The sequence below is a fragment of the Bradyrhizobium sp. USDA 4353 genome (genome assembly GCF_054063215.1).
In genome coordinates this window covers 3672805-3698653 of the sequence record NZ_JBSSGB010000001.1, presented here as the reverse complement: position 1 = coordinate 3698653, position 25849 = coordinate 3672805, and the positions used below count along the sequence as shown (strand labels likewise).

Genomic DNA, 25849 nt, shown 5'->3' with positions numbered 1-25849 from the left:
GATCACCTGCTGCTGACAGGCGGTTGAGCCGTCCACGGGGCCGACACGAAAGGCACAGGCGGTGCCCCATCGAATACGAATGGATCAGGAGTCGCCTGCCGCGATCGAAGACGTCGAACCGGCTGACGCTGTTCCTCGATAGCGACGCCGGGCTCGACCCAGCTCGGCAGGGTCGCTGCGGCCCTTGGGTTGATTTGATCTCCAAAGCGCTCTTCGAAGGATGAAGCTGGCACGGACGGCACATCGCTGCTCGACTCGCTGGGAAAACGTCCCAATCGTTCCGAGGGCGTATCGGCGCCACCGCCAACATATGCGTAGTCTTTCTGAAGTCCGCGGAGGGCATCAGGGATCGGCAATCCCGTCCTAGCCAATCGCTGCGCCTTTGGATCCTTTGCAAGCGTATCGGCGATATCGGACAGATACTCGTAATTGGCTTGCGGCACCGGATAAAGGTGTTTCCCAAGGCCCGCGGCTTCAGTGATCCTGTTCACGATCGAAGTACAGATGCGGGGATCTCGCGAGAAACGGGCAAGATCCCAGCCATTGTACAAGAGGGGTTCGGTCCCGATCTTCGCGATCTCCCCACGCGCGAGATCAGCTTGCCTTTCGGTAATCGGAACCGTGAACGTCGCATATTGGCCGTCATCCGCGACGCTGGAGAAGTCGTTCGGTGGAGCTTTCCCATCTTGCATCCGGTGAGCGTCAAATTTCCCTTGGTCTGAAATCGAGCCATGATGCTGCGGGCCAAAGCCAGCATAGACATGCCCCGTCGGATCATTGACCACAACGGCGGCGTGCCCCGGCAAGGCCGGGTTGATCTGAAATGTGAGCGAGTGTCGAGCAGTCATGGTTGCATCCACCTTGCTGAAAGGGATTTCTGAATGAGTGTCGCTGGCGCGCTGTCAGGAATCGCAACGGTAGGTGCGAACGATGCCGGCAGCTCTTCGTCGAGCCAATCGATCTTCCAACCGCGAAAGGCCCGAGACGAAATGCATCGGCCCATGCGACTTTACACGAGCTGGCGCTTGCCGCCGCATCGATACGAAGGCGACACGGTTGTCGCGCAGTCCGACTAAAGCGCGATGAGATCAGGATGATTCGTCATCGCGCTTTAGGTTATTGTTTGCGCATGATCTTTTCGGAAAACCGCTGCGCACTTTTCCGGATCATGCTTTAATCCCGATCAAGCCGCTTGATCAGACGTACGTCGATCCGCTCAAGGCCTGGACCTATGTATCTGAGAGACAGACGCCAGGAGGTATGGAGCATCCATCCGAACAGGTACGAAATCAGCAGGCTGACGGGGAAATAAAACAGATAGCTGTTCATCCAGCTTTCGGTGTCGAACGGCGGATCGTGAAGACCAAAAGCGAGCCAGACCCAACCAAGGATCAACCCGGCCGGAAGAACAGCCATTTCAGCCAGCAAGACACTCGCCTTCAAGCCGGCGAAGTAAGACAGGCTGCTGAACAGCAGAAAGTGCACAATATAGAGAGCGGAAGCGATCAGCCCTCCTTTGTTGAGCAGCACAATCCCCTCCTCGCAAGGCATGCACACCACCGCGGCGCCCCGCTGTCGCAACAATTATCATCCGCGCAGCAGCCGACTTTTGAGACGACGTCAACGGGACAAGTTGCGCGAGCCGACATATTCGCTCAGAACGAAAAAAGAACATCAGACCCCACAGGAATTGTCAACGGTCAGTTGCAGCGACGAGCTGTCTTGACCTTCCATTCCAAAATCGCGTCAGCCATGCTCCCGATCGAGCTCGACACTCGCATGGCTTTCGCCATCAGCGATCACTCATTCTCCTGCTCGTCATCCTCTCCATCCGGATGCACGATCACTCGCTCGATGCGATGGATCAGCTCCAGCGCGCCGTCTTCCCCATTCTGCAGTGCCTGAGGCGCTTTGCCCCAGCCTCGATCGAGAATGGCGTTGGCGGCCGACACGCGGGCCGCATGGGTGGCCTTGGGCGAGCGCATCACGCCGACAAGCGTGTTGATCGCCGTCTTGGTGTGGCTGCGCGCCATCGAGCGGATTTCGGTGATCGTCTTCGACATTTTCGCGTCCGGGTCTCGAGTGATGTGGAGTCTGATCACGACAGAGCGTCGGTGGCGGCCATCGCGACGAGCCCTACCAGCGCAAGCGAAATCAAGGTGGCGGTCATCGTCCCCTCCTGATCGTTGATAAGAGAAAAGCGCGGCGGATCGCGGCCAACGCGATCGCTTCGGGCGCGAACCCTATCCCTCACGCGAGGGACCGCTGCGGGCACGGCGACCAGCGCCATGCCCGCGACCGTCCCGTTCGCGCGGGGCGGCCAATATCCAGATGATCTGAAAGCGCGTGCTGCGGGACGAGCCAATGACCGGATCCCACCCGTGGAGCCCGGTCAGCGCCGACAGCCGCGTGATTTCGGAAAATTCGATGCTGGCATCTTGCCGGTGATTTGCCCGACGTGTCAAATTTGATCGAAATGCGGCGATCGGACTTTCCGATTTCGATAACCGCCGCGCGAACTCATCGGCCGGTCAAACAAAAAGCCCGCTGCCAGTTTTCCGGCGCGGGCTCTATGATTTTTTCGACGATGGCAAAATGCGCCTGATTTGCCCGACGTGTCAAGCGCGCTCGCTCACGTGATCGGCTGCGCGATGCACACGCCCGTCGGGCCACGCCGGAGAAGGAGGTTTCACGATGTATGTCGTCGCAGTCATTCTCGGCGCCTTGTCCGTATTGTTTTACGCGGCGGGCGACCACCAGCTCGGATCGGTCGGCGCCGATGTCTGCCAGGTCGGCAGCCTGTTCTGCGACAAGCCGCACTACGTGATGACGAGTGCGGTGCTCGCGGGCCTCTGGGGCAAGTTCGTGAGCATACGCTGATGCGAGCGCCGCTCAGTTCTTGATCGCGTAGAGCGGCGTTCGCACGGTGAGCTGATAGACCGGCTTCGGCGCCCAGGCGATCTGCGCCGTGATGCCGAACAGGCGGTTGTCGTCGTCGTCCATGCGGTCGAGATCGAGCCTGATCAGCGGCTGCGTATAGGACGCGATGGGCGTCACGGCAAGCAGCTGCGCGCCGCCGAAGGACTGCAGGCCGACACGCGCAGAGACCTTCCAATTGTTGTCCCACTGATAAAAGCCGCCGACATAGCCGGCCGTGGTGTCGCCCACCCGCGCAAGCACGGAATCGACCTCGACATGGGTGTACTGAACGCCCGCGAGCCAGCCGCGCATCTCCTCGGCGTCGAGCGCGTATTTCGCCTCGACCACCGTGCTGAACGAGGTGGTTGCCAACGGTGCGTCCGGCACCGAGCGCGTCACCGTCGATTGCAGCGTCATGGTCGGGAACGCGCCGCCGTTCTGCTGATAGACGTCAGCCTGGAAGCCGAGGAACCAGCTCGTCACCGCAACGTTCGACCAGCCGGACAGGCCGTTATAGGACGCGCTGCCGGTGAAGCCCGCATAGAGCGAGAGCGCCTCGCCGAGATCCACGGTGAGCGGAACATCGACGCCGACGCCCTGATTGGTCGGCGCCGAGAGCTGCGGGCGTCCAGGCAGGGGCGGACGGTCGAGCAGCTTCCGCAAGGTCGCGAGCTGCGAGAGCGTGCCGAACAAGGATGTGTCGCCGAGACCGGTCGACAGCGCGCCGCCGGGCACATAGGCATAGTTCGTGCGGACGTCGAGATAGATGTTGGCGATGCCGGATGACGACGCGTCTTTGTCGTCATCGTCCTTCGCGACGGCGCTGCCGCTGATCAGCAGTGCGACACCGATTGACAGGACCGAGAGCCAAAGCAAGGGCCGGCCTTCGCCCGGCAACAATTCCTCATCCACCATTCTGACGTCCCCCAGCGGCAGAAAAATACGCCGGTCCGGCACGCGTCTTCAAGCGTCGATCGCGGTGCGCGTCCTAAAGAACCGGGGATCGCCGCCGGCGGGTCTACTCGGGCGGCGACGCCGTCGGACCGGCGCCGCGCGCAGCCATCACTTGGCGAAGCACCCGCGACAGCTCGTCCACCGAATAGGGCTTGTGGATCAGGCTGAAGCCGTGCCGGTCGCCATCGGCCAGCACGTCGCTGTAGCCGCTGTTGAGCACGATCGGAATCATCGGCAGCCGCCGCCGGATCTCCTGGCCGAGCGTCACGCCGTCCATGCCCGGCATCACGACGTCGCTGAGCACGAGGTCGAAGCCGCCGGGATTGTCCTCGATCATCCGCAGCGCATCGAGGCCGCTGCGCGCCAGCACGGTGCGATAGCCGAGGTCTTCGAGCAGTTGCGTCGAGAACTCCCCGATTTCCGGGTTGTCCTCGACCACCAGCACGTTCCAGCGCGCAGCGAGCACCTCGGCATGATGCTCGGTCCGCTCCCGCGGCCCCAGCGGCTTGTGCGTCAGCGGGAGCAGCAAGGTCAGCGTCGTTCCCTTGCCCAGCTCGCTCTCGGCCAGGACACGGCCGCCGGACTGATGAACGAAGCCGTAGACCTGGGACAAGCCGAGCCCCGTGCCGCGGCCGACGCCCTTCGTGGTGAAGAACGGCTCGAAGATGCGGTCGATCTGATCGGGCGCGATGCCGCAGCCGGTATCGCTGACCGCGATCGCGACGCATTGCGTCTGCCCGCCCGCATCCTCGTGCGACACGAGCTCACCGCGGATGGTCAGCACGCCGCGGCCGTTCATCGCGTCGCGCGCATTGGCGACGAGGTTGACGAGAGCGGTCTCGAACTGATTGACGTCGACATCGATTGGTAACGGCCGTGCCCGTAGGTCGAGCTCGATCACGGCGGGCGCCCCGAGCACGGTCTGCAGCATGTCCTCGATCTGCTCGATATGCCCGGCCGCGTCGAACACCCGGCGCTCCATCGGCGTCCGACGCGCAAAGGCGAGCAGCTGCCCGGTCAGCTTGGCGGCGCGATCGGCCGTATCGGAGATCGCATCGACATAGCGCCGCATCCGCTCCGGCGACAATTGCCGCCGGCGCAGCAGATCGGCCGATGATCTGATCACGGTCAGCAGATTGTTGAAGTCGTGCGCGACGCCGCCGGTGAGCTGGCCGATCGCCTCCATCTTCTGCGCCTGCCGGAACGCCTCCTCCGCCTTGCGGCGCTCCGTCAGCTCGACCGCCTCGGGCACGATGGCCACGACCTGCCCGGTCTCGTCGCGCACCGGCCGCATCTGAAAATCGAACCATCGCCAGCCGCCGACCGGCAGATCGAGCTGGAGCTCCCGTCGCGCCTCGTCGCCGCGGGCCACGGCCTCGACCAGTGACCGGATCACGTCGGACATCCCGGGAGTGCCCGCGAACCAGGGCGTCAGCCAGAACGGCTGACCGACAACCTCGTTCAGCGGCGCGGCGATCGCCTCGAGCAAGGTGGCGTTGGCGTCCAGCAGCGTGCCATCCGCGGACAACAGGGCCTGAAACGTGTAGCTCGCCTCGAAGATGGTGCGGAGCCGCGCCTCCTTGGCCTGCAGCTCCGCGGTCCGCTCGAGCACCTGCGCCTCGAGACGTTCGTTCAGCTCGCGCAACGTGGTCTCCGCCTCCCGTCGGACGCGCCCCAGATCGATATTGGCGCGCACGCGCGCGAGCAGCTCCCGCGCGCTGAACGGCTTGCTGAGATAGTCGCTGGCGCCGGCATCCAGCCCCTCGACCTTGGCTTCCTCGCCGGCCCGCGCGGACAGGATGACGACGGGAATGTCGCGCAGCTGCGCGTCGCTGCGTAGCGCCTGCAGCAGACCGAAGCCGTCGAGCTGCGGCATCATGACGTCGGTCAGCACGAGATCAGGACGGCGCCGGCGAACGGCTTGCAGCGCGGCCTTGCCGTCGGAGACGGCTTCGACCTCATAGTCCTCGTCGAGCAGCCGGCGCACATAATCGCGCATGTCCGGATTGTCGTCCGCGAGCACCACGCGATCCCGCCCCGAGGCCGCGGTGGTGCGAACCCCAAGATCGTCGGATGCGGAAGGATGCGGCAGCTCGACCGGCCTGTCGCCATTCAGCCAGCCCAGCGCCTCGTCGATATAGGCCTGCGCGCGCTGCGTCGCGGCGGCCTGCCGATGCGCGGTGCTGAGCTGGCCCGCAGGCAGATGTGCCGTCCCCAGTGGAATGCGCACAGAGAACACGGAGCCACGGCCGAGCTCGCTCTCGGCGGTGATCTCACCACCATGGAGCTTCACCAGCTCCTGCACCAGCGCAAGGCCGATGCCGCTGCCCTCGAAGGAGCGACCGCGCGCGCCCTCGATGCGGCGAAACCGCTCGAACAGATGTTGCAGCTCTTCTCTCGGAATGCCGGTGCCGGTGTCGCGCACCCTGAGCTCGGCACGGCGGCGGTCGGCCGAGAGTCCAACGGACACCGCGATCTCGCCCTCGAACGTGAACTTGAACGCATTGGAGACGAGGTTGAGGACGATCTTCTCCCACATGTCGCGATCGACATGGACCGGCTCGGACAGAGCCTCGGCGTCGATCAGCAGACGGAGCCCGGCGCGATCGGTCGCCGCGCGGAAGCTCGAGACGAGCTCGGCGGTGAAGGCGGCGAGATCCACCGGCTCGAAGCTCGCCGTCATCCGACCGGCCTCGATCCGCGAGAAGTCCAGCAGCGTGTTGACGAGCTTGAGAAGACGTATGCCGTTGCGGTGAACGAGGTCGAGAACCGCGCGCTCCGCCGCGCCGATCCCGGCCCCGTCGCGTGCGAGCATGTCCTCCAGCGGACTGAGCATCAAGGTCAGCGGCGTGCGAAACTCGTGGCTGATATTGGAGAAGAACGCGGTCTTCGCGCGATCGACCTCGGCGAGCGCCTCGGCGCGGCGGCGTTCGGCTGCGTAGGCCCCGCCATTGCTGACGGCGGCCGCAATCTGCCCGGCCACCAGGTTCAGGAAGCGTGCGTAGCTCTCGTCGTAAAGACGGAACGGGTTGAGGCCGGCGATCACGAACCCGCCCTGCCCGGCCTCGCCGGAGGGGGCCAGCGGAATCACCACCGCCTGCCGCGGTGGCTGGCGCCAGCCGCCGCTTGGGAAAGGGACGCCGGCCAGTTGCGTGAGATCGCCGACCCGGACCGCAGCCTGCTGACGCAATGCCTCAGCCAGCGGCCACATCTCGTCCGACCGGACCAGCAGCCTTGGCCGCACGGCCGGATGATCGCGGCCGATCCCGGTCAAGGCCTCGAGCCTTGCTGCCTGGCCATCCGGCTCGATCATGTAGATCATCACGAATGGAAGATCGCGGGGCTCCCCCGCCAGAGCGCGTGCACAGCTCGCGCACGCCTGGTCGACGCTGCGCGCCTCGGCGCCGGCGTTGGCCAGCGCGCGCAGCAGCGCCAGTTGGCGCTCGCTGATGACGCGTTGAGTGTCGTCCGTATTGGCGCAGAAGATGCCGCCCGGCGACCCGTCATCGTCGGGAATGGGACTGTAGGAGAACGTGTAGTACGTCTCCTCGGGAAAGCCGTTGCGCTCCATGATCAAGAGCTGGGCCTCGACATAGGTCCCCTGGTCGCCGCCGCTTGCCTTGGCGAGCAACGGGCCGATGTCCTCCCAGATCTCGTGCCAGACCACCGAGGTCGGACGTCCGAGCGCCCAGGGATGCTTGCCGCCGATGATCGCCTTGTAGGGGTCGTTGTAGAGATAGATCAGCTCCCGCCCCCAGCCGATCCAGATCGGCTGCTGCGAGGTGAGCATGATCCTGACAGCGGTTTTCAGGCTCTGAGGCCAGTGCTCGGGAGGTCCGATCGACGTGCTCGCCCAATCGAACTGCAGCATCAATCCGGCCAGCTCGCTGCCGCCGGAGAAAAGCCGCTCGCGCTCGGCGGAGCCGAGCCCCTCATCACCCACTGGTTGCCGCTGATCCGGCAAACGCTCCCCCATCGCAAACCACGACGCGATGACAAACGCTGGTATTCCCTTGCGGTTCCAGGGCCCGGAACAAAAAGGGCCCGCTGCGACTTCGAGTAACATAAGCTTACTCGGGGACGCCGCCGTGACGATGATCGTTGCATCCGAGCCGAACAAGCCGAAGAAATCGGCCTGGAGCGTTTTCCGCCTGCTGGGTCCTGGTCTCGTTACGGGAGCCGCCGACGATGACCCCTCTGGCATCGCCACCTACTCCCAGGCCGGCGCGCAGTTCGGCCACGGCCTGCTGTGGACGGTGTTTCTCACGACGCCGTTCATGATCGCCATCCAGCTGGTGAGCGCGCGCATCGGCCGTGTCACCGGCAAGGGACTTGCAGCCAACATCAGCGCGCTCGCGCCACGCTGGATCGTCTTCGGGCTCGTCGCCCTGCTCGTCGGCGCCAACACGTTCAACATCGCGGCCGACATTGCCGCCATGGCCGAATCGCTGTCGCTCGTGATCGGCGGCCTCAACCACGAGCATGCGCTGATCTTCGCCGCCGCATCGACCTTACTGCAGGTCTTCCTGCCTTACCGGCGCTACGCACCCTTCATCAAGGTCCTCACACTCAGCCTGTTCGCCTATGTGGCCACCGCATTGATGGTCAAGGTGCCCTGGAGCACCGCGCTGCTCGCTGCGGTCTGGCCGAGCCCATCGACGGATGCCGACTATCTGCTGACCGTGGTCGCCGTGCTCGGCACCACCATCAGCCCCTATCTGTTTTTCTGGCAGGCCTCACAGGAGGTCGAGGAGATGAACCAGGGCAAGGTCGACCGCCCCTTGCGCGAGCTTTCGAAGAAGCATCATCCCGAGCTGCGGCGCATGCGCATCGACACCACGATCGGCATGGTCTTCTCGAATGCGATCGCCTTCTTCATCATCCTGACGACCGCGACCGTCCTGCACGGCCACGGGATCACGAAGATCGACTCGGCGACGCAGGCGGCTGAGGCGCTGCGCCCGCTCGCCGGCGACTTCACCTTCCTGCTGTTCGCGCTCGGCATCATCGGCACCGGCCTGCTGGCGATCCCTGTGCTGGCGGGATCGGCCGCTTATGGCGTCGCCGAGATCTTCGGCTGGCACGCGACCCTGGAGGCCAAGCCGGATGAGGCCGCGGGGTTCTACAGCATCATCGCCGCCGCGACGCTGATCGGCTTCGGCCTCGGCTTCACCGGCATCGACTCCATCCACATGCTGGTGTGGAGCGCGGTGCTCAACGGCATCGCCGCCGTGCCGATCATGGCGATGATGATGGTCATCGTCTCAAACACCGGAGTGATGGGCCGCTTCCGCGCCCGCTCCTGGCTGATCGGCCTCGGCTGGGTCGGCACCGCGATCATGGCGGTCGCCGTGCTGGCGCTGCTGTGGTCATTCGTCACAGGCCCGGCCTAGAGCAATTCTGCCAGCTCCGTCTGCGTCCTCCGCAACGCAGTTGCACAACGTCATTGGTGCAACGCGGAACGTAAACTGTGTTAACAGTCCGTTCCCGCCATCCCGCCGCCGTTGACGCCGATCAACGCCGGCGCGCTCCGGAATGGCGAGGCTCGAACAAAGCACCTCGGAGATTGCCTTGACCCAACCGCAACGTATGAGCGCACCGCCGCTGTCCACCTATTCCCCGCGCGGGCTGACGCTGCTGCGCGACCCGCTGCTCAACAAGGGCACCGGCTTCACCGAGCAGGAGCGCGACGCGCTCGGCCTGCGCGGCTTCCTGCCCGCTGGCGTCATGTCGATGCAGGCCCAGGCCGAGCGCATCCTGGTCAACCTGCGCAGCCTGTCCAATGACCTCGAGAAGTACGTCGCGCTCAACGCGCTGCACGACCGCAACGAGGCCTTGTTCTTCCGCGTCGTCTGCGACAACATCGACGAGATTCAGCCGCTGATCTACACGCCGACCGTCGGGCTCGCCTGCCAGAAATACGGCCTGATCTTCCAGCGTCCGCGCGGCCTGTTCATCTCCGCCAATGATCGCGGCCGAATCGCCGAGATCCTCGCCAACTGGCCGTATCGCGCCAGGCTGATCGTCGTCACCGACGGCGAGCGCATTCTCGGCCTCGGCGATCTCGGTGCCAATGGCATGGGCATTCCGGTCGGCAAACTGTCGCTGTACTCGGCCTGCGCCGGCATCCATCCCGAGGACTGTCTGCCGGTCATGCTCGACGTCGGCACCAACAATGAGGAGCTGCTCGCCGACCCCTACTACATTGGCCTGCGGCAGAAGCGCCTGACGGGCGAAGCTTACGATTCGTTCGTCGACGAGTTCATGACCGCCGCCCGCGCGGCCTTCCCGGGCGTGCTGATCCAGTTCGAGGATTTTGCCAACCACGCCGCGTTCAAGCTGCTGCACAAATACCGCGACGACGCCTGCGTCTTCAACGACGATATCCAGGGCACCGCGGCCGTGGCGCTCGCCGGCCTGTTCTCGGCGCTGCGCATCACCGGCGGCAAGTTGCGCGACCAGACCGTGCTGTTCCTCGGCGCCGGCGAGGCAGCCACCGGCATCGCCGATCTCGTCGTCTCTGCGATGATGGCCGAAGGCCTGTCCGAGGCCGAGGCGCTGCGCCGCAATTGGCTCACCGACTCCCGAGGCCTCGTCATCAAGGGCCGCGACAATCTGCACGGCCACAAGCTGCGCTATGCGCATGATCAGGCCCCGATCGGCGACTTCCTGTCCGCGATCAAGACGCTCAAGCCGACGGCGATCATTGGCGTCGCCGCAGTCGGCGGCGCCTTCACGCCGGAGGTGCTGGAGACGATGGCGGAGCTCAACGAGCGCCCGATCATCTTCGCGCTGTCCAATCCGACCTCGAAGGCGGAGTGCTCGGCGGAGGCGGCCTATCGCTACACCCAGGGACGCGCGCTGTTCGCCTGCGGCAGCCCGTATGATCCGGTCAAGCTCGACGGCAAGACCTTCGTGCCGCGCCAGGGCAACAACTCCTACATCTTCCCCGGCGTCGGCCTCGGCGCCATCGCCAGCGGCGCCCGCCTCGTCACGGACGAGATGTTCATGGCCGCAGCTCACACGCTTGCGAACTGCGTGACCGGCGCCGATCTCGAACAGGGCAGCCTGTATCCGGCCTTGCCGCGCATCCGCGAGGTGTCAGCCCATATCGGTGCTGCGGTTGCTGGCGTCGCCTATCAGAACGGGCTGGCCACCGGGCCTGCGCCCAATGATCTGCTCGGCTTCGTCGAATCGAAGATGTACGACGCGCGCTACTGATCCCAATCACGCGGATGCCTTCGCATGAAGGCATCCGCGCTCTGCGGCAACGATCCGCACGCGGGACTAGGCCTCCGGCACGATCGCGTTGCTCGGCGTCGGCCGGTCCGTGATCTGCTGGCCGAACAGGCTGCCGATCAGCTCGACCGCGACGCGCGCCGTCTTGCCGCGGTCGTCGAGGAAGGGATTGAGCTCGACGATATCGACCGAGCGGACCAGCCCTGAATCGTGCAGCATCTCCATGATCAGATGCGCCTCGCGGTAGGTCGCGCCGCCCGGGACAGTCGTGCCGACCCCCGGCGCCACGTCGGGATCGAGGAAGTCGACGTCGAAGCTGACATGCAGCACGCCATTTCGTGCGCGCACCTTGTCGATCACCCGACGCATCAAGACCGCGACGCCGAACTCATCAATCGCGCGCATGTCGGCGATGCTGACCTGGCGCAGCCGCAAGAGCTCCTTCTCCGCCTTGTCGATCGAGCGGATGCCGAACAATTCGAGCTGCGCCGATGCAATGCCGACGCGCGGCTCGTCGCCGAGCAGGCGGTCGAGACCGGGCTCGCCACACAAGAAGGCCGCCGACATGCCGTGCATATTCGCGGTGATCGTCGTCTGCGGCGTATTGTAGTCCGCGTGCGCGTCGAGCCAGAGCACGAACAACTCTCGCCCGGTCTCGCGGCAGTGACGGGCGATGCCGTTGACCGATCCCATCGACAACGAATGGTCGCCGCCGATGAAGACGGGGATGGCGCCGGTCTGCGCTAATTCATGGCTGCGCCGCGCCAGCACCCGCGACCAGCGCTGGATCTGCCGATAATGCTTGGCATTGGCCGGCAGCTCGTCGTCGAGCTCGGGCACATCCGAAATGCCGACATCACCGTAGTCGGTCACCTCGAGGCCGAGACTCTCGAGCACCGTGATGAGTCCCGCCGTTCGCAGCGCGGCCGGGCCCATCAGCGTGCCGCGCACGGAGGCGCCGAGATCGATGGGCGCGCCGAGCACGGCGATGCGATGCGGCAATGCTGTCTCTGATGAAGCCAAGGCGAGATCCTTTCACACGCACACCCGAGCATAACGGGTCTCGGGCTCGAATGACCCGCCCCCGTTCGACGGTCCACCGGATTCAAGGTCTCCGGAACCAATCGGGCCACCCGGCATTTCCTGGAGCGTCAGCGCCCGCGGTCGAATCGCGCCGAGGGTGACATCTCAATCCGGCCGATGGGCGTCGAGAAGGCAACGAAAGTGAGCAGCGAACCGTTCGAACCACCTCCGCAGCCGGGCGTCGCCGAACGCGCGCTCGACACGGCGACCGACATGTCCCGTTCGCTCGGCGAGATGATGGGCACCCTGGGTGCCGCCGTCGACCGGCTGAGCCGGGCGGCACACGAGGCGCGACGTCCCGGGACAGCCCTGTCCACCTTGAGCGCGATCACGCGCGAGGCTCCGCTGGCGAGCCTGCTCGTTGCCTTCCTGTGCGGCGTCGCCGTCGCACGGCGGCGCTGACAGCCATCAGAACAACCGCGGCCCGCGGCGGTCGAGCTGTGACTCCCAGGTCAGCAGCGTCGCCGCGACGACCATGATCGCGATGCCTGTGAGGCTGATCGCGAGCTGCATGGCGAAGCCGCTCGAGACGTCCGTCAGCACGACCTGGCCCAGGAACGCCAGCAGCACGCCGAGGCAATAGATCGACAGCGAGTTCTCACCGCACCTGATCATCGCCGCCATCAGCGGGCGCACCGGTCCCTTCCACTCCAACGGCGCCAGCCGCGAGACAACGAAGGCCAGCGACAGGAAATGCAGCAGCCGAACGGGAGCCAGATGGCTCTTGTAGATCGGATAGATCAGGCTGGTGATCGCTTGCGGGACCAGGCTTTCGAGACTCTTGAACTCCCAGCTCAGCGCGATGAGCAGGCTGAACGCGAGATAGACGAGCGCGATCAGCAACAGCGCCCGCGAGTTCAGGATCGGCCGCAGGTGCGAGGCGCCGACATAAGCGTACCAAGCGCCGATCACGAACAGGAACTGCCAAGCGAACGGATTGAAATACAGCTCGCCGCTCGGCCATGCCGGCACCTGCCAGCTGAACAGCTGAACCATCAGATACAGCAGGAACGAGAGGACCAGCGTCACCGTCGCGCTGCTCATCATGAGCCACAGCACGATGGGAAAGCAGATGTGCAGGATCACGAAGGTCAGCAGGATGTCGGTGTTGACGGGCGCGAACTGCAACAGTGCGACATGCACCAGCGTGGGACCCGGCTCGCGGAAGAAGAACCCGGTGTTGGTCTCGTCGACGTAGCGGGTGCCGCCGCCGATCACCCACACCAGCGCCGCATAGGCGAGCAGCAGCACCAGGAACGCCGCATAGATTTCCCACGCCCGGCGCAACGCGCGCACCACCGTCGTTGCCCACCCCTGCGTCCCGACCGCGCCGCCATAGGCCAGCATGCAGGTGTAGCCGGAGATGAAGACGAAAACTTCCGACGTGTCGCTGAAGCCGTAATTGCGCAACGTCAGCCAGGCCAGCGAATTGTCCGGCACGTGATCGACGAAGATGAACCACAGCGCCAAGCCGCGGCACGCATCGAGCCGGAGGTCGCGACGGCCGTTGCGGCCTTGCATGACGCCAACATTTGCGTGCGCCGACGGACGATCAAACGCCATCAATTCGAGCCTCGCCTTTCATCGCCAAGCATGTAGGGCACTGAACGTCGCCGCCAGATGTCGTGCCATTTTTTCACCAGCCCCACGCAGTTGCGATGTCACGGAACTCCCCCACTCGCGCCAGTCGCGCGCGCCACAGAAAATGCACGAGAAATGCGAAGCGCGCGGAACATTGTCGGGATGGTGGTGTTAACCAAATTACCGTCGCTCCGGTGGCAATTGTTCCAGTCCCGTAGTTGCCCGGATTGATTGTAGGTTGGTTAGACGTTGACTTGCAGTGGAAGTGTTAAAGGGGGGTTCCGTGATCCACCGAGGTGTCCAATATACGGTCGTCGCGACTGCTGAGCCGGACATTTGGGAATGGCGGTACGAGTTCGGCGACCAGGTCAAAACCGGACGCACCCAGACCAGGCTCGCGGCGCTGGCGGCGCGGCGCGTGAAGTCGAAGATCGATGCCGCGTTGCGCGCAAGCCAGACCGGCGCGGTTCCCGCGGCGAGCGTGGCCGAGCGCATGGAACTGGCCAAGGCGACCTCCCACGGTCTGACCTGACCGCTCGCGTCCTCTCAAGCACGCCATCGGCCGAGAGAGCCGTTTCCAGCCTGTTGAGACAGATCAAGGCTTTTGCGCCGTGATCCGTCATGGTCAGGTCATGGAAACTCTCGTTTTTCGCTGCTCCCAGACGGGGTCGAATGTGCAGATCGGCTTGGCTGCGACGTCGCTCGCCGACCATGCCGATTGCTACGAGGCGGTCGCATGTCCAGCATGCGGGCGCCTGCACCTCGTCAATACGTGCACCGGGAAATTGCTGAGCGACAGGGAGGGCGCGAGATGTCCTACGTTGCAGACGAACTGACGGCTGTTCCCTCGCCCCATCCGACTTGGCTGCGCCGGCTCGGCAGCCTGCTGAAGTCGATCGTCAGCCGAATCGACCTGTCCCATTTTCCCAGGTCGTGCTGTAACTGACGCTGCGGATCTCGGCAGCGCAGCCCCGCACCTTCACCGATACGCGACGAAGAAAGCATCTTCGTTGCGACAATCCCCCTCGGAAGCCACCATCCTTCCCTCAGCGACGGACGCTGGCTCGTCCCCAACACAGACACGCTCGGGAGTTCTTGGATGCGCGCATTGATGATCAGAGTTGTGACGCTTGTGGCGGCAATCGCGGCCTCGACATCGGTTCGGGCCGCCGACGCGGATCATGGCGCCGACCTCGCGCGACGCTGGTGCGCCTCATGCCACCTCATCGAAGGCACGCAGAAGCAGGCCAGCGCGGACGTTCCCTCCTTCGCGGAGATCGCGCGGAAGGCGGACTTCACGCCTGAGAAGGTCGCCTTCTTCCTGCTCGACCCGCACCCGAAGATGCCGAGCTTCCCGCTCAACCGGCTGGAAGCGGCCGACATCGCCGCCTATATCGGCTCGCTGCGCAAGTAACCCGCCAATCCGGCCTGTGCGTGACGGCGGCCCAACGGCCGCCGATGCCGTCTCCGATGGCCGTCGCACCGCAACGGCCCTGGTGTCACTCAGGCCTTGTGCTCAGGACTCGGGCTCAGGACTTGGGCTCAGTCGCCTTGCTCGCAGCAGACATGATGCTGCTTGTGATCGTCTTCATATGCTCGCCTGCGTTGGTGAACTGGCTGCGCAGGAATTCGGACTGGATCCGCATCGCCTCTTCCAATTCGGTCGCATGAACGAGCTTTCGTGCATGCTCGAAGGCGGTCTTGATGTTCTGCTCGGTGAGGGTGAGAGCCTGCTTGGACATGTCGGCGGCGGGTCCCGGAACCGTCGAGATCGATTTGCCGGCCGCGTCAAAGAACATCTCGAAGGCCCGTTCCGCCTGCGCGATGGTCTTTTCCGCGAGGTCGCGCAGTTCGGCGGGCACTTCCAGTTTGGTTTGGGTCATTGTTGCGTCCTCCACGACCGACCCAACTACCATATTCGGCCTGCCGCGTCGCCGTGCAAATGCATCGGATGGCGACTCGAGCGCGGCTACTAGGAGGACGCCGCCATGCGATCGCGCGCGATCTGCAATGAATACTCGATCGCGGCGAGATGCCGATCGAACAGGCTGCGCATCCGCTCATCGGTCACGAGGTCCGACAGCTCTCGTGCGTGCTGCAAAGCAAGATCGAGCAGCAGCACCGTTCTCCTGAGATCGTCTCGCGGTGCAAGAGCACTGCGACGCGGTGCCTCGAGCCGGCTGGCGCCGCTGGCCGCAACGGCCACGGCCTCCTCATGAGCCGTCATGAGCCTGGCATGAGGCGAGACGGCTCGCGGGCGAAAGGGAACGATGTTGGTCATTGGCCTGTCCCCGCTGCGTCTGCAAACGGATTCAATTTTCGCTTTTATACACGCGGCATTTTACTGAAGCCTTAGATCGATCGCAGACGGCGCGGCCGCCGCGGCCCCAACGCGCGCAGCGGGATTAACCTGAAAGCAAAGCGAAACGCCTCGGCGACGACCGTAGCCGCGCCGCGCATCCGGTGTCACCCGGAGAAGCGGCGGCGATACTCCGAGGGCGACACACCGAGATGCCGCAGGAAGGCGCGCCGCATGCGCTCGTCATCGCCGAAGCCGGCCCGCTTGGCCACTTCCACGACGCTGTCGACCTGGCGGCTTTCGAGCAGCAGCCGCGCCGTCTCCACTCTCAGCGCCTCCACGCCCTGGGCCGGCGTCATGCCGGTCCGGCTGGCATAGGTGCGCGCAAAGGTCCGCGGCGTCATGCCCGCTTTCGCCGCCAGCGCTTCCACACGGAGATCGCTGGCGATGTTCTCGATGATCCAGGCATGCAGCGCGCTGAAGCGGCCCTCGACGTCGGAGGCTTGCGCCGCCAGCACGGTCGAGAACTGACTCTGCCCGCCCGGCCGCTTCAGGAACACGACGAGCCGCCGCGCCACGTCGAGCGCGATGGTGTGGCCGAAATCCTCCTCGATCATCGCGAGCGCCAGATCGATGCCGGCGCTGACGCCCGCCGATGACCACACGCGCCCGTCCTGCACGAAGATCGCGTCCGGCTCCACCTTCACGTTGGGGAAGCTGTCCTGCAGCCGCGGGCAGTAGCGCCAATGTGTCGCGGCCCGCTTGCCTTCGAGAGCTCCGACCCACGCCAGGGCAAACGCACCGAGGCAGACCGAGGCGATGCGTCGGGCGCCGGGGAGCACCTCGCCGATCCATTGCATCGCGGTCTCGTCCTGCCGCAGCTTCCAGATGCCCGGCCCGCCCGGGATCAGCAGCGTATCGATCTCCCGCGGGTTCATCGCCGACAGCGGCGCGGTGTCGATCATCAGGCCGACATCGGTCGGCACCAGGCCACCCTCCCTGGAGACGTAGGTCAACGCATAGCCCGGGCCCGGCAGCTCGATCTCGCTGAGCTCGGCGAACACCTGGGCCGGCCCGGAGACATCGAGCAGCGTCACTCCCGGAAAAGCGAAGATCGCCAGCCGTCGCTCGGCGCTGTCTCGCCGCATTGCGGCACGTCGGACGGAGTTGGCAGAATTCGAGGGCATATTGTCCTTTAAGCCATCGGAGCGCGGCCTGTATAGCTCAACGTGCAGTGTTGGAGTTCACGCGATGTCGCACAACCTGGACGGCCACTATCCGACCGTCGCTTCGCCCTGGGACGACTACACCGTCTACAGCTTCCCCGACGCGTCCGAGATTGCCGAGTCCGATCGGCGACCGATCATGGATGCGATGAATTCGATCATTGCCATTAACTGGAAAGCAATCGAACCTCACTGGACTGCGGCGGCATCGCCATTCGACAGCAAATACAGCCTCGTTCTGGTCTACGATCACATCGGGCTGGTGGCCTTCTCCGTCTATCGCGTGATGACCATCGCACAGCGGCTGGCCATCTACCGCAGTGGGACCGAAGTGCTGCCCGCGCACCAGGGCCGTGGTCTGTATGGGTTCTTCACGTCGCAGATTCTCAAGCACCCCGGCTGTGCTGCTCGCAGCAAGGAGATCCTTTACGGATGGCGCACGCGCAATCCGATCGTCTGGGCGGCCAACGCCAAGATCTGTGAGAAGGTCGCGCCCTCGCTGCTCGACGATGCGGCCGATCCCGAGCTGCAGGCGGCGTGCGTCGAGATGTGCGCCACGCTCTATCCGGGCAAGCCGCTCGAGGTGCCCGGCATGATCATGCGCGGCGCCTACGGACATATCGAGCACATCAGGCAGGACTATCACGGCACGGCGTCGCTGGTCGAAACGGCGATGTCGCGGGTCATCCCGAACTCGGCCGACGCCCTGTTTTCCGTCGGCTATGCGAGGGTGTGATGGCCGTGCTCGGACAACACGCCGTCATCTCCTCCTCTCCGCCGCGGTTTGCCGATCGCGCCTATGTCGCGTGGGGAACGGTCGCGTTCGCCTATGCGATCGCCTTCCTGCAGCGCATGTCGCCGCAGACCATCGGCCTCAGCTTCATGCGGGACTTCGGCACCGACGCCTCCGGCGTCGCGATGCTCGCCTCGAGCTACTTCTGGGGCTACACGCTGATGCAGATTCCGGCGGGCGTGCTCGTCGATCGCTTCGGCGTCAAGCGCGTCGTCCTCTGCAGCATGACGGCCTCCGTGCTCGGCAGTGCCGCCTTTGCGCTGTCGCCCAATCTGCTCGACGTCTTCATCGCGCGCGTGATCATGGCGTGCGGCGATGCGCTGGTGTTCACCGCGCTGCTCAAGCTCGTCGCACAGAGCTTCTCCGACCAGCGTTTCGGCCTGATGTCCGGCATCTCCCAGGTGTCCGGCTATGCCGGCGGCGTGGTGGCCACGACACCGCTCGCGGCCGCCGTGACGGGCTTCGGCTGGCGCGCCTGCTTCCTCTTCATCGCCTGTATCGGCCTTGCCAACCTCGCTTGCGCCTCCGTCGCCTTGAAGCCGGCATCCCCCAACGCGAAGCCCCCGACGCTCCGAGGCGTGTTGCTGGCATGCTGGCATGCGCTCGGATCGGCTGCGAATTGGGGCTGCGCGATGAGCTTTGCCTCGCACTTCGCAGTTGTCACCACGCTTGCGGGCGTGTGGGGCATTCCGATGGTGTCGCACTATTTCGGAATCTCGCCGTCGGCGGCCGGGGGTCCCCTTCTCGCCTTCATGGTTGGCAATGCGATCGGATCAATCTTTCTCGGCCATGCCGCCGACCGGACACGGTCGCTGGATGGGGCGCTGATCCGCATCAGCCTGCTGCGCATGCTGTTGGTTGCGATGCTGCTCCCGGCTCTCGCGCATGGCTTCGGCCTGATCTATGTCGGCGTCGTCTTCGCCGTGCTGGGCCTGGTCGCGGGCGGCACCGTTCCTCTGATCCTGAAATGCACCAAGCATCTCTACACGGCGGAACGGATCGGCGTCGGCGCCTCGATCAACACCACATCCGCGGGCGTGTTCGCCGGCCTTGCGCAGCCGGTCATCGCCTTCGCCATGGTGGCCGCGAGCGGGCTCGATGTCGCAGCCGGATCGAGCGCGAGCAAGCTCGCCAATGACGCGGGCTACGCCACGCTGATCGCAATTCTTCTGCTGATGTCGCTGCCGGGCATTGTCGGCCCGCTGATGATGAGGCGCAAATTGATACTGGGCACAAAAATATAAAGAGCAGAGAGGGTGAGTATGTCGCGTTTGTATTTGAGAAAGGACGAAGTCCGATCCAGCCATCAGGCCGGAAGCTGGCAGAGCGTCCTGTTTTCAGAATTCGAAGCTCAGATGAGCAGCGAAGCAAGACCCTTTCCGTGCGTCTTCGGCGTCGCGGGCTATCGCCACGATCAGTTGCGCTACCTGTTTCTCGATCCGATCGACATCGACGTTCTCGGCAAGCAGCTCGCCATGTTCGTCGACGAAAGTCGCTCGCACGGACCCAACACGTCGCTCGTCCTGTTTACCCGCCCGCGCCCGGTGCAGACGCTCGACGCCTACTACAAGAAGTTCTGGCGCATTCTCGATCAGCTCGCGCGCAACGACAAAAAGCCGTGGCCTGCCGAGATTCCGCAGGCGGTCGATCATCCGATGTGGGAGTTCTCGTTCGCCGGCGAGCCGATCTTCGTCGTCTGCAGCACGCCGGCGCATGTCATGCGTCAGAGCCGACGCTCGAGCGCGTTCATGCTGACCTTCCAGCCGCGCTGGGTGTTCGAGCGGATGCTCGGCACCGAGCAGGCGGCCGCGAAGGCATTCGACGAGGTGCGCAAGCGTCTGGTGCCGTTCGACACCACATCGCCCTCTCCCCTGCTCGGCCGCTACGGCAATCCCGAGGGAAGGGAGTTCAAGCAGTACTTCCTCTACGACGACAATCAGCCGCCGCCCGCCTGCCCGTTTCACCAGCTCGCGCAGGCCAAGCCATCGTCCATCGGAGATAAGGAGCAAGCCGCATGACCCAGATCATCGCTGGCACGAAGACCGAGTTCGCAATCGATCCCGACATTCTCGCGCTGCTGCCGACGCAGGGCTGCATCGAGTTGCAGCACGACGCGGCCGGCAAGGTCCACGCCTTCCACACGCATCCGGTGGACGAGGTGCTGGTCGTGATCAAGGGAAGGCTCACCTTCCGATGGGAAGGCGGCGAGCGCATCTGCACGGCGGGCGACAAGATCCTGCTACCGGCCGGGACGCTGCACGAGTCCGAAGCGCTGGACGACGCAATTTATGCAATCGCGATGGGAGAGCCCGCCACGATTGCATGCAATCAGGGACGATGAGGTCAGGACAGGGGGCGGTCGGTTTCCGGATGGGATTCGGAGGTCAGCCGCTCGACCATGTCGATGACTTCGATGCGCTGGCCCGGGGCCAGCTTCAGAAACGCCTTCAATAGCCGAAGGCTTTCGACGGCTTCGCTCGATGGGGCTCCGAGCTTGGTGTGCAGCTCCGCGATGAATGTGGGATTCTTCATCTCGCACCTTTGGCAGGAAACGGTAATGCCAGTCCTTAGCAAACGTGAAGGCCTTGCACGCAAGGTAGATACTGCAGCAATCGAGGCGGAAAGTCTTGGTCTGACCACCGCGACCCTGATCCTCCGCATGGCCCGCCTGGAAATCGACCGGGCGGAACCCGAAGAGGTTGAAAGTATGCCAGCGAACAACTCCTGCAGCAAGCCGAACTGACCAATCGGTCGATTTTGTCGGCACAATGTGAGCTTTCTGGCAGTTTCTGGCGTACCATACCAGCGAAAACGGTCATTTACCGAACCATGAAGGGGGATTACGGTGGAGGTAAGCTTGTCCTCCACATTAGAGGTCTTCTATAGTTTGAGCGGGAGGACTACGGATTGCGGATGCCGGTTCGGCTTCTGCGCGCCACTCCCGCAACACAGCGGTTGTAGGAAGACCATGCGCACTTACTATTTCGATATGAAGGATGGCATTCCGACCAGGGACCGGACGGGTCTCGAATTTGCGACCAGCGCCGGGGCGATCGAGCATAGCCGGGATCTCGCCCGGCGGCTTCGCCATGACCCCCGCATCACCGATCGGAGGCTGTCGATCGTCGTCGTCGACGAATCGGGCGCGGAGATTCACAGGGAGCCGGTTTACCCCGCGGCGGTGAAGGCCAGCCTGTCCTGATTTTTTGTCGGCTTGCCGACACTGACGGGTCGCCGGAGCAAATTGCAACTTTTCGTAGATTTTAAGCCCTCAACATCAACCATTGAGATGTTTCCTGCAGTGGTGGATGGCCGACAACCGGCCAAGCTGTGCGGGCCCGTGCTCACCAGACAACGCCTTCATCAGACACTGGCTCACCAGATCAATGGCACCAGCCGCCAGCGCACGCGCGCCTGATACGCCGGGTAGCCGGAGAGCTGCTGAGCCAGCACGCGTTCTTCGTGAAGCAGGCGCCAGACCAGAACGGGCGAGACGGCAAGCGTGAGCAGCAGCGACCACCACGATCCCAGCGCGATCGGAATGCCCGCCAGCAGCAGCAGCGCCGCCGCGTACATCGGATGACGCACGACGGCGTATGGCCCGGTCGATATGACGGTCTGGTCGCGAGCCACCTCCACGGTGGCTGCCGCAAAGCTGTTCTCGCGAAACACGCGCCAGATCCCAAGGAAGCCAAGCACAACCAGAACGTCACCGCCGACGACTGTGGGCGCTCCCATCTGAGACCAGCGGAAGCGGTGGTCCAAAGCGGGCAGCAGCAGCAATCCGACGAACGACAAGGAGACGATCGTCATGATCAGGCGTTGAACCGGCTCCCTTTCGGCGAACGGCCCTCCGCGCATGCGACGCTCCAGCAGGGGACGATCGCGGCGCAGCAGGTCGATCAGCACGCCCACGGATGCGGCGAAATAGGTGATCAGGAAGACCCAGGCTTGCCAGTAGTGAAAGCTGCCGGCCGCCCCAAAGATCAGGCCTCCCATCACCAGCATCAGGATGATGAGGCTTGCGACCGCCTTGGCGATGAGGCCATCCATGCCGCGACAATAGTCGCAAACCCGCTCAGTTCCAGAGCGCTATTGCTGCTTCTCCCAGAATGACAACAGCCCTTGCGAGGCGGAGCCGCCGATCACGCAGGGGATGCCGACCGCCACCTGCCCAAGCGCCGCAGCCGACACGCAGCCGAGCGCCAGCGCGCCGACGCCGAGCTGCCCCCAGAAATCCATGTTGCGTCGCGTGTCCGAGCCTTTGAGCTTGAGCTCGTCGACGGCAGCAACGGCATCCTTGCGGACGGCGCCGAGCTGCACGGTGTCGGCGGCCTCGACGACTTCCCTCAGCGGCTCCTTGACGGGCCCCGACTGCCGCGCCAGCTCGTCGCGAAGATAATCGCGCAGGCTGGCATCGCGCACCGCGTAGCTGGCGAGCGTGTAGCGCGCCATGCTGCCGATGGTCAGCTTGTCGACAGTGTCGCGGCTCTTGGACCACGGCAGCATCTGCACGATGCGCTGGATCGGCACGCGCGAGCCGGTGGCGAAGTAATAGCCCCAGAGGATATCGAGCAGATCCTGATGGGTCGCGTAGCTCAGCCGGGTATCGAGCTTGCGCTCCTCCTTCTTGAACGGGTTCTGCGTCATGGCGCCGCGCAGCTTGTCCATCATGCCCGGCTTGGCTTCCTCCAACGGAATGTCCATCAGCGTCGGCTGCGTACCGCTGAGATAGCCGTCGATCATCACGCGGCGGCCCGGCATCTTCGTCGCTACCTTGCGCAGCAGGTTGCGCCAGTCCGGCAGGCCCGAATAGGCGATGGCACGCACGATGACCCACTCCTCCTCGGGCGGCACCGGAAAGAAGCTGTTGACGAGCTGCTCGGCCTTGGCCGGGTTGGAGCCGATCGCACCCGCAATGAAGCCGAGATAGATGCCGGAATTCTCCGGCTCCTTGAACGTCTGCGAGTGGAACAGCACCCGCACCGCCGCCGGCACATGGGCGTAGTCCGGCTTGGTCCGGTAGTTGTAGATCCAGTTCTGAACCACGCCAAGCGACGCGCGCGGATCGATCTCCGGCACGGGGGCGGCTGCGAGAGCCGACTGAATGAAGGTACAAACAATGAGGGCCAGAGCGATCGCGCGCATGGTCTGCTCCTGACAAACGCTCACCGCCGGCAGCTGCCGTCGCGAGCGAATGAGCACAATCCTGGTCAGCGTTTGAATCGACTCTGCGTCGATTCTGCGACCTACATTGGTTCCGTCCCGCAACCTTCGCAGGCGTGATCGCAGGCCCACAAGTCTCCACAACCCTGACATGATTTGGCCGCCCGCCGGCTCTTGCATCACGGCAATGACGAGCAGGCAGGAGCGAACATCATGACCGCCCGGTACCGGCGTCACCTTCGCTTGAGCCGACCGCTGCAGGTCGCAATGCTCATGGCAGCGCTGACGTCGCCGATGCTCGCGGCGCAGGCGGAAACCCTCACCGTGCAGGGCAATCGACGCGTCGATGTCGCAACCGTGCAATCCTATTTTCATGCCGACGCCAACGGCCGCTACGACAACGCGGCACTCGATGCCGGCCTGAAGGCCCTGGTCGCAACCGGCCTTTTCGAGGACGTCAAGATCAGCCGTGCCGAGGGCCGGATCGTCGTCCGGCTGGCGGAAGCAAAAGTGCTCGATAGGGTCGCTTTCGAGGGTAACAAGAAGGTGAAGGACGCCGACCTGACCAGCGCGGTCTTGTCGAAGCCGCGCGCGGGCCTGCAGCGCGCCACGGTCCAGGGCGATGTCGCCCGCATCCTCCAGGCCTATCATCGCGTCGGTCGGGACGATGTCCGTGTCGTTCCTGAGATCATCGACCGCGGCAATGATCGCGTCGATCTAATCTTCAGCATCACCGAAGGCAAGAAGACGCCGGTGCGGGCGATCAGCTTCGTCGGCAACAACGCCTATGGCGCAAGGCAGCTGCGCGCGATCATGAAGACATCGGTGTCGACCGTGCTGAGCTTCGTGACCGGCGGAGACGCCTATGACGCCGACCGGGTCAACGAGGATCGCGAGCTGCTGCGACAATACTACCGCAATCACGGCTATGCCGACGCCGAGGTGACGAATGTCAACGTCGAGTTCGACCGCGCATCCAACGGCTTCGATCTGAGCTTCACCATCGACGAGGGCGCGCTCTACAAGTTCGGGACGATCGAGATCTCCTGCAACGTGGAGGGGCTGGCCTGCGAGCGCTTGCGCCCGCTGCTGCTGATTCAACAGGGCGACGTTTTCGACCAGGGCAAGCTCGACAAGACCGCCGAGGCGCTGACGGCCGAATTGGGCAAGCTCGGCTTGCCGTTCACGCAGGTCGAGCCGCGGATCAATCGCAACCCGCGAGGCGGCATCGCCGACGTCGGCTTCCAGATCGAGCCGGGGCAGCGCATCTATGTCGAGCGCATCGAGATCCATGGCAACAAGACCACGCGCGACGACGTCATCCGCCGCGAGTTCGATTTCGGTGAAGGCGACGCCTATAACAAGACGCTGGTCGACCGCGCCGAGCGGCGCCTGCGCAATCTCAACTATTTCAAGACCGTCAAGATCACGACGAGCCCAGGCTCGGCGCGGGATCGCGTGGTGCTCGACGTCGAGACCGTCGACCAGCCGACCGGCGACTTCAATGTCTCCGGCGGCTACTCATCGACGGACGGCGTGCTCGCGGAGGTCAAGATCGGCGATCGCAACGTGCTCGGCACCGGCAACACGGCGCAGGCGACGTTCACCTATGGTCAGTTTGCGCGCGGCGCCAACCTGTCCTTCACCTCGCCTTACGCGCTCGGCCGGATGACGCCCGGGGTCGAGCTGTTCGCGCGGCAGAGCATGGTCAGCAACTTCCAATCCTTCGGCAGCAACAGCTATGGCGGCGCCCTTACGCTGGGCATGCCCGTGAGCGAGCAGACCGCGATGTTGTGGCGCTACTCGCTCTACGATCAGAAGGTCGTGCTCGCGCCGGGGCTGTCGCCGGCGCAAGTATCTGTACCGGTGCGGCAGGCGGTCACCGCAGGACGGCAGACCGTGTCCCAGATCGGAAACACTGTCACCTATAACACGCTCGACAACAACAAGCTGCCGACCAGCGGCATCCGCTCGCAGCTGAGCCAGGATCTCGCCGGTCTCGGCGGCGACGTCCGATTTTTGCGGACGACGGCCGACGTCCGTTACTACCGCTCCATCAACAGCGATCTGACCGCGATGGTCCGTGGCCAGGGCGGCTATATCACCGGATGGGGAGGCCAGCAGGCACCGCTGCTCAACAGCTTTTTCGGCGGCCCCACGATGGTACGTGGCTTCGCGCCAGGCGGCTTCGGCCCGCGCGATCTCACGCCGGGATCGACGATGGACAACGTCGGCGGCAGCTTCTATTGGGCGACCACCGCAGAGCTGCAGAGCAACATTCCAGGCCTGCCGCAGGAATACGGCTTGCGCGCATCGGCCTTCGTCGATGCGGGCACCGTGTTCGGCTATCGCGGACCGACGCAGAATGTCCAGGTGGCGAACAAGAACGTCCTGCGGTCCTCGGTCGGCGTGGGCATGACCTGGGCCTCGCCATTCGGCCCGCTGACCGTGGATTATGCGGTGCCGATCAGCAAGGCCGCCTATGACGTCGTGCAGCCGCTGCGCTTCGGCGCCGGCGGCTTCTAAGCTCAGCTTTCAAGCTCCGCACGACCACTGCCCACGGCTGCTCAGCCGTGAGCCAATCGATCC

Annotated in this window: 28 protein-coding genes; 14 read left to right on the top strand and 14 right to left on the bottom strand. The window is 64.4% G+C overall.

Features of this window, described 5'->3' with window-relative positions:
• Positions 1-2 precede the first annotated feature (2 nt).
• The 4 genes from ACVILH_RS16555 to ACVILH_RS16540 all read right to left on the bottom strand — a co-directional run bounded on the left by ACVILH_RS16555 (position 3) and on the right by ACVILH_RS16540 (position 2290).
• The gene (locus ACVILH_RS16555; protein ID WP_456713833.1) at positions 3-848 is read right to left on the bottom strand and encodes a hypothetical protein; all 846 of its coding nucleotides are present in this window, start codon (positions 846-848) and stop codon (positions 3-5) included.
• Positions 849-1173: 325 nt separating this feature from the next.
• On the bottom strand, positions 1174-1530 hold the full coding sequence (locus ACVILH_RS16550; RefSeq protein ID WP_456713832.1) for a hypothetical protein: 357 nt from the start codon (positions 1528-1530) through the stop codon (positions 1174-1176).
• Positions 1531-1799: 269 nt separating this feature from the next.
• The gene (locus ACVILH_RS16545) at positions 1800-2063 is read right to left on the bottom strand and encodes a hypothetical protein (RefSeq protein ID WP_456713831.1); all 264 of its coding nucleotides are present in this window, start codon (positions 2061-2063) and stop codon (positions 1800-1802) included.
• Positions 2064-2098: 35 nt separating this feature from the next.
• Complete coding sequence (locus ACVILH_RS16540) at positions 2099-2290, bottom strand: hypothetical protein (RefSeq protein WP_456713830.1); 192 nt, start codon at positions 2288-2290, stop codon at positions 2099-2101.
• A 404-nt stretch (positions 2291-2694) separates the two neighbouring features.
• Between ACVILH_RS16540 and ACVILH_RS16535 the strand changes: the two genes are divergently transcribed.
• Positions 2695-2880, top strand: a complete 186-nt coding sequence (locus tag ACVILH_RS16535; protein ID WP_456713829.1) for a hypothetical protein — start codon at positions 2695-2697, stop codon at positions 2878-2880.
• A gap of 12 nt (positions 2881-2892) precedes the next feature.
• On the opposite strand, the gene ACVILH_RS16530 is transcribed toward ACVILH_RS16535, so the two are convergent.
• Positions 2893-3834, bottom strand: coding sequence for a hypothetical protein (locus tag ACVILH_RS16530; RefSeq protein WP_456713828.1), 942 nt, complete (start codon positions 3832-3834; stop codon positions 2893-2895).
• A 103-nt stretch (positions 3835-3937) separates the two neighbouring features.
• The gene (locus ACVILH_RS16525) at positions 3938-7849 is read right to left on the bottom strand and encodes an ATP-binding protein (RefSeq protein WP_456713827.1); all 3912 of its coding nucleotides are present in this window, start codon (positions 7847-7849) and stop codon (positions 3938-3940) included.
• A gap of 112 nt (positions 7850-7961) precedes the next feature.
• On the opposite strand from ACVILH_RS16525, the gene ACVILH_RS16520 reads away from it, so the two are divergent.
• Positions 7962-9266, top strand: coding sequence for an NRAMP family divalent metal transporter (locus ACVILH_RS16520; RefSeq protein ID WP_456713826.1), 1305 nt, complete (start codon positions 7962-7964; stop codon positions 9264-9266).
• 196 nt (positions 9267-9462) lie between these two features.
• Positions 9463-11094: an NAD-dependent malic enzyme gene (locus ACVILH_RS16515; RefSeq protein WP_456716999.1), complete on the top strand. Its 1632-nt coding sequence runs from the start codon at positions 9463-9465 to the stop codon at positions 11092-11094.
• A 66-nt stretch (positions 11095-11160) separates the two neighbouring features.
• Here ACVILH_RS16515 and rocF read toward each other — a convergent pair whose 3' ends face one another.
• Entirely contained in the window at positions 11161-12135 is a 975-nt protein-coding gene (gene rocF / locus ACVILH_RS16510) for an arginase (protein WP_456713825.1), read from the bottom strand.
• A 201-nt stretch (positions 12136-12336) separates the two neighbouring features.
• Between rocF and ACVILH_RS16505 the strand changes: the two genes are divergently transcribed.
• Complete coding sequence (locus ACVILH_RS16505; RefSeq protein ID WP_456716998.1) at positions 12337-12597, top strand: hypothetical protein; 261 nt, start codon at positions 12337-12339, stop codon at positions 12595-12597.
• A 6-nt stretch (positions 12598-12603) separates the two neighbouring features.
• On the opposite strand, the gene ACVILH_RS16500 is transcribed toward ACVILH_RS16505, so the two are convergent.
• Positions 12604-13716 (bottom strand): OpgC domain-containing protein, encoded by a 1113-nt coding sequence (locus tag ACVILH_RS16500; protein WP_456713824.1) that lies wholly within the window; start codon positions 13714-13716, stop codon positions 12604-12606.
• Positions 13717-14059: 343 nt separating this feature from the next.
• On the opposite strand from ACVILH_RS16500, the gene ACVILH_RS16495 reads away from it, so the two are divergent.
• The 3 genes from ACVILH_RS16495 (at position 14060) to ACVILH_RS16485 (ending at position 15190) form a co-directional block, all read left to right on the top strand.
• Positions 14060-14308: a hypothetical protein gene (locus ACVILH_RS16495; protein WP_456713823.1), complete on the top strand. Its 249-nt coding sequence runs from the start codon at positions 14060-14062 to the stop codon at positions 14306-14308.
• A gap of 279 nt (positions 14309-14587) precedes the next feature.
• A complete protein-coding gene (locus ACVILH_RS16490) occupies positions 14588-14722 on the top strand; it encodes a hypothetical protein (RefSeq protein ID WP_256387675.1) in 135 nt (44 codons plus the stop codon).
• Positions 14723-14875: 153 nt separating this feature from the next.
• A complete protein-coding gene (locus tag ACVILH_RS16485; protein WP_456713822.1) occupies positions 14876-15190 on the top strand; it encodes a c-type cytochrome in 315 nt (104 codons plus the stop codon).
• Between the two features lie 115 nt (positions 15191-15305).
• Here the strand turns inward: ACVILH_RS16485 and ACVILH_RS16480 are convergent, their stop codons facing one another.
• The 3 genes from ACVILH_RS16480 to ACVILH_RS16470 form a co-directional block, all read right to left on the bottom strand.
• On the bottom strand, positions 15306-15659 hold the full coding sequence (locus ACVILH_RS16480; RefSeq protein ID WP_456716997.1) for a phasin: 354 nt from the start codon (positions 15657-15659) through the stop codon (positions 15306-15308).
• A gap of 89 nt (positions 15660-15748) precedes the next feature.
• A complete protein-coding gene (locus tag ACVILH_RS16475) occupies positions 15749-15982 on the bottom strand; it encodes a hypothetical protein (protein WP_456713821.1) in 234 nt (77 codons plus the stop codon).
• Between the two features lie 260 nt (positions 15983-16242).
• Positions 16243-17223 (bottom strand): GlxA family transcriptional regulator, encoded by a 981-nt coding sequence (locus tag ACVILH_RS16470; protein ID WP_456713820.1) that lies wholly within the window; start codon positions 17221-17223, stop codon positions 16243-16245.
• A gap of 19 nt (positions 17224-17242) precedes the next feature.
• On the opposite strand from ACVILH_RS16470, the gene ACVILH_RS16465 reads away from it, so the two are divergent.
• The 4 genes from ACVILH_RS16465 (at position 17243) to ACVILH_RS16450 (ending at position 20435) form a co-directional block, all read left to right on the top strand.
• On the top strand, positions 17243-18037 hold the full coding sequence (locus ACVILH_RS16465) for a hypothetical protein (RefSeq protein ID WP_456713819.1): 795 nt from the start codon (positions 17243-17245) through the stop codon (positions 18035-18037).
• Positions 18037-19338: an MFS transporter gene (locus ACVILH_RS16460; protein ID WP_456713818.1), complete on the top strand. Its 1302-nt coding sequence runs from the start codon at positions 18037-18039 to the stop codon at positions 19336-19338. Before ACVILH_RS16465 ends, ACVILH_RS16460 begins: the two co-directional genes overlap by 1 nt.
• Positions 19339-19449: 111 nt before the next feature.
• A complete protein-coding gene (locus ACVILH_RS16455; protein WP_456713817.1) occupies positions 19450-20112 on the top strand; it encodes a YqcI/YcgG family protein in 663 nt (220 codons plus the stop codon).
• Entirely contained in the window at positions 20109-20435 is a 327-nt protein-coding gene (locus ACVILH_RS16450; protein ID WP_456713816.1) for a cupin domain-containing protein, read from the top strand. Before ACVILH_RS16455 ends, ACVILH_RS16450 begins: the two co-directional genes overlap by 4 nt.
• Positions 20436-20437: 2 nt before the next feature.
• Here the strand turns inward: ACVILH_RS16450 and ACVILH_RS16445 are convergent, their stop codons facing one another.
• Complete coding sequence (locus tag ACVILH_RS16445; protein ID WP_257168616.1) at positions 20438-20626, bottom strand: hypothetical protein; 189 nt, start codon at positions 20624-20626, stop codon at positions 20438-20440.
• On the opposite strand from ACVILH_RS16445, the gene ACVILH_RS16440 reads away from it, so the two are divergent.
• Positions 20607-20837 carry a hypothetical protein gene (locus ACVILH_RS16440; RefSeq protein ID WP_456713815.1) on the top strand — a complete coding sequence of 77 codons (231 nt, stop codon included), beginning with the start codon at positions 20607-20609 and terminating at the stop codon, positions 20835-20837. The two genes, ACVILH_RS16445 and ACVILH_RS16440, sit on opposite strands and share 20 nt — an antisense overlap.
• Positions 20838-21062: 225 nt before the next feature.
• On the top strand, positions 21063-21296 hold the full coding sequence (locus tag ACVILH_RS16435; RefSeq protein WP_012028945.1) for a DUF6894 family protein: 234 nt from the start codon (positions 21063-21065) through the stop codon (positions 21294-21296).
• A gap of 173 nt (positions 21297-21469) precedes the next feature.
• Here ACVILH_RS16435 and ACVILH_RS16430 read toward each other — a convergent pair whose 3' ends face one another.
• Together ACVILH_RS16430 and ACVILH_RS16425 are read right to left on the bottom strand one after the other, a co-directional pair.
• The gene (locus ACVILH_RS16430) at positions 21470-22147 is read right to left on the bottom strand and encodes a methyltransferase family protein (protein ID WP_456713814.1); all 678 of its coding nucleotides are present in this window, start codon (positions 22145-22147) and stop codon (positions 21470-21472) included.
• A gap of 39 nt (positions 22148-22186) precedes the next feature.
• The gene (locus ACVILH_RS16425; RefSeq protein WP_456713813.1) at positions 22187-23242 is read right to left on the bottom strand and encodes a hypothetical protein; all 1056 of its coding nucleotides are present in this window, start codon (positions 23240-23242) and stop codon (positions 22187-22189) included.
• A gap of 231 nt (positions 23243-23473) precedes the next feature.
• Between ACVILH_RS16425 and bamA the strand changes: the two genes are divergently transcribed.
• On the top strand, positions 23474-25786 hold the full coding sequence (gene bamA, locus ACVILH_RS16420) for an outer membrane protein assembly factor BamA (RefSeq protein WP_456713812.1): 2313 nt from the start codon (positions 23474-23476) through the stop codon (positions 25784-25786).
• Positions 25787-25849 lie beyond the last annotated feature (63 nt).

Coding starts and splice junctions, on each gene's coding strand:
- ACVILH_RS16445 (WP_257168616.1), bottom strand. CDS start 20,626: ATGAAGAATCCCACATTCATCGCGGAGCTGCACACCAAGCTCGGAGCC.
- ACVILH_RS16500 (WP_456713824.1), bottom strand. CDS start 13,716: ATGCAAGGCCGCAACGGCCGTCGCGACCTCCGGCTCGATGCGTGCCGC.
- ACVILH_RS16470 (WP_456713820.1), bottom strand. CDS start 17,223: ATGCGGCGAGACAGCGCCGAGCGACGGCTGGCGATCTTCGCTTTTCCG.
- ACVILH_RS16545 (WP_456713831.1), bottom strand. CDS start 2,063: ATGTCGAAGACGATCACCGAAATCCGCTCGATGGCGCGCAGCCACACC.
- ACVILH_RS16515 (WP_456716999.1), top strand. CDS start 9,463: ATGAGCGCACCGCCGCTGTCCACCTATTCCCCGCGCGGGCTGACGCTG.
- ACVILH_RS16525 (WP_456713827.1), bottom strand. CDS start 7,849: ATGGGGGAGCGTTTGCCGGATCAGCGGCAACCAGTGGGTGATGAGGGG.
- ACVILH_RS16535 (WP_456713829.1), top strand. CDS start 2,695: ATGTATGTCGTCGCAGTCATTCTCGGCGCCTTGTCCGTATTGTTTTAC.
- bamA (WP_456713812.1), top strand. CDS start 23,474: ATGACCGCCCGGTACCGGCGTCACCTTCGCTTGAGCCGACCGCTGCAG.
- ACVILH_RS16540 (WP_456713830.1), bottom strand. CDS start 2,290: ATGGCGCTGGTCGCCGTGCCCGCAGCGGTCCCTCGCGTGAGGGATAGG.
- ACVILH_RS16555 (WP_456713833.1), bottom strand. CDS start 848: ATGACTGCTCGACACTCGCTCACATTTCAGATCAACCCGGCCTTGCCG.
- ACVILH_RS16430 (WP_456713814.1), bottom strand. CDS start 22,147: ATGGATGGCCTCATCGCCAAGGCGGTCGCAAGCCTCATCATCCTGATG.
- ACVILH_RS16485 (WP_456713822.1), top strand. CDS start 14,876: ATGCGCGCATTGATGATCAGAGTTGTGACGCTTGTGGCGGCAATCGCG.
- ACVILH_RS16460 (WP_456713818.1), top strand. CDS start 18,037: ATGGCCGTGCTCGGACAACACGCCGTCATCTCCTCCTCTCCGCCGCGG.
- ACVILH_RS16440 (WP_456713815.1), top strand. CDS start 20,607: ATGAATGTGGGATTCTTCATCTCGCACCTTTGGCAGGAAACGGTAATG.
- ACVILH_RS16450 (WP_456713816.1), top strand. CDS start 20,109: ATGACCCAGATCATCGCTGGCACGAAGACCGAGTTCGCAATCGATCCC.
- ACVILH_RS16455 (WP_456713817.1), top strand. CDS start 19,450: ATGAGCAGCGAAGCAAGACCCTTTCCGTGCGTCTTCGGCGTCGCGGGC.
- ACVILH_RS16425 (WP_456713813.1), bottom strand. CDS start 23,242: ATGCGCGCGATCGCTCTGGCCCTCATTGTTTGTACCTTCATTCAGTCG.
- ACVILH_RS16530 (WP_456713828.1), bottom strand. CDS start 3,834: ATGGTGGATGAGGAATTGTTGCCGGGCGAAGGCCGGCCCTTGCTTTGG.
- ACVILH_RS16435 (WP_012028945.1), top strand. CDS start 21,063: ATGCGCACTTACTATTTCGATATGAAGGATGGCATTCCGACCAGGGAC.
- ACVILH_RS16480 (WP_456716997.1), bottom strand. CDS start 15,659: ATGACCCAAACCAAACTGGAAGTGCCCGCCGAACTGCGCGACCTCGCG.
- ACVILH_RS16490 (WP_256387675.1), top strand. CDS start 14,588: ATGTCCTACGTTGCAGACGAACTGACGGCTGTTCCCTCGCCCCATCCG.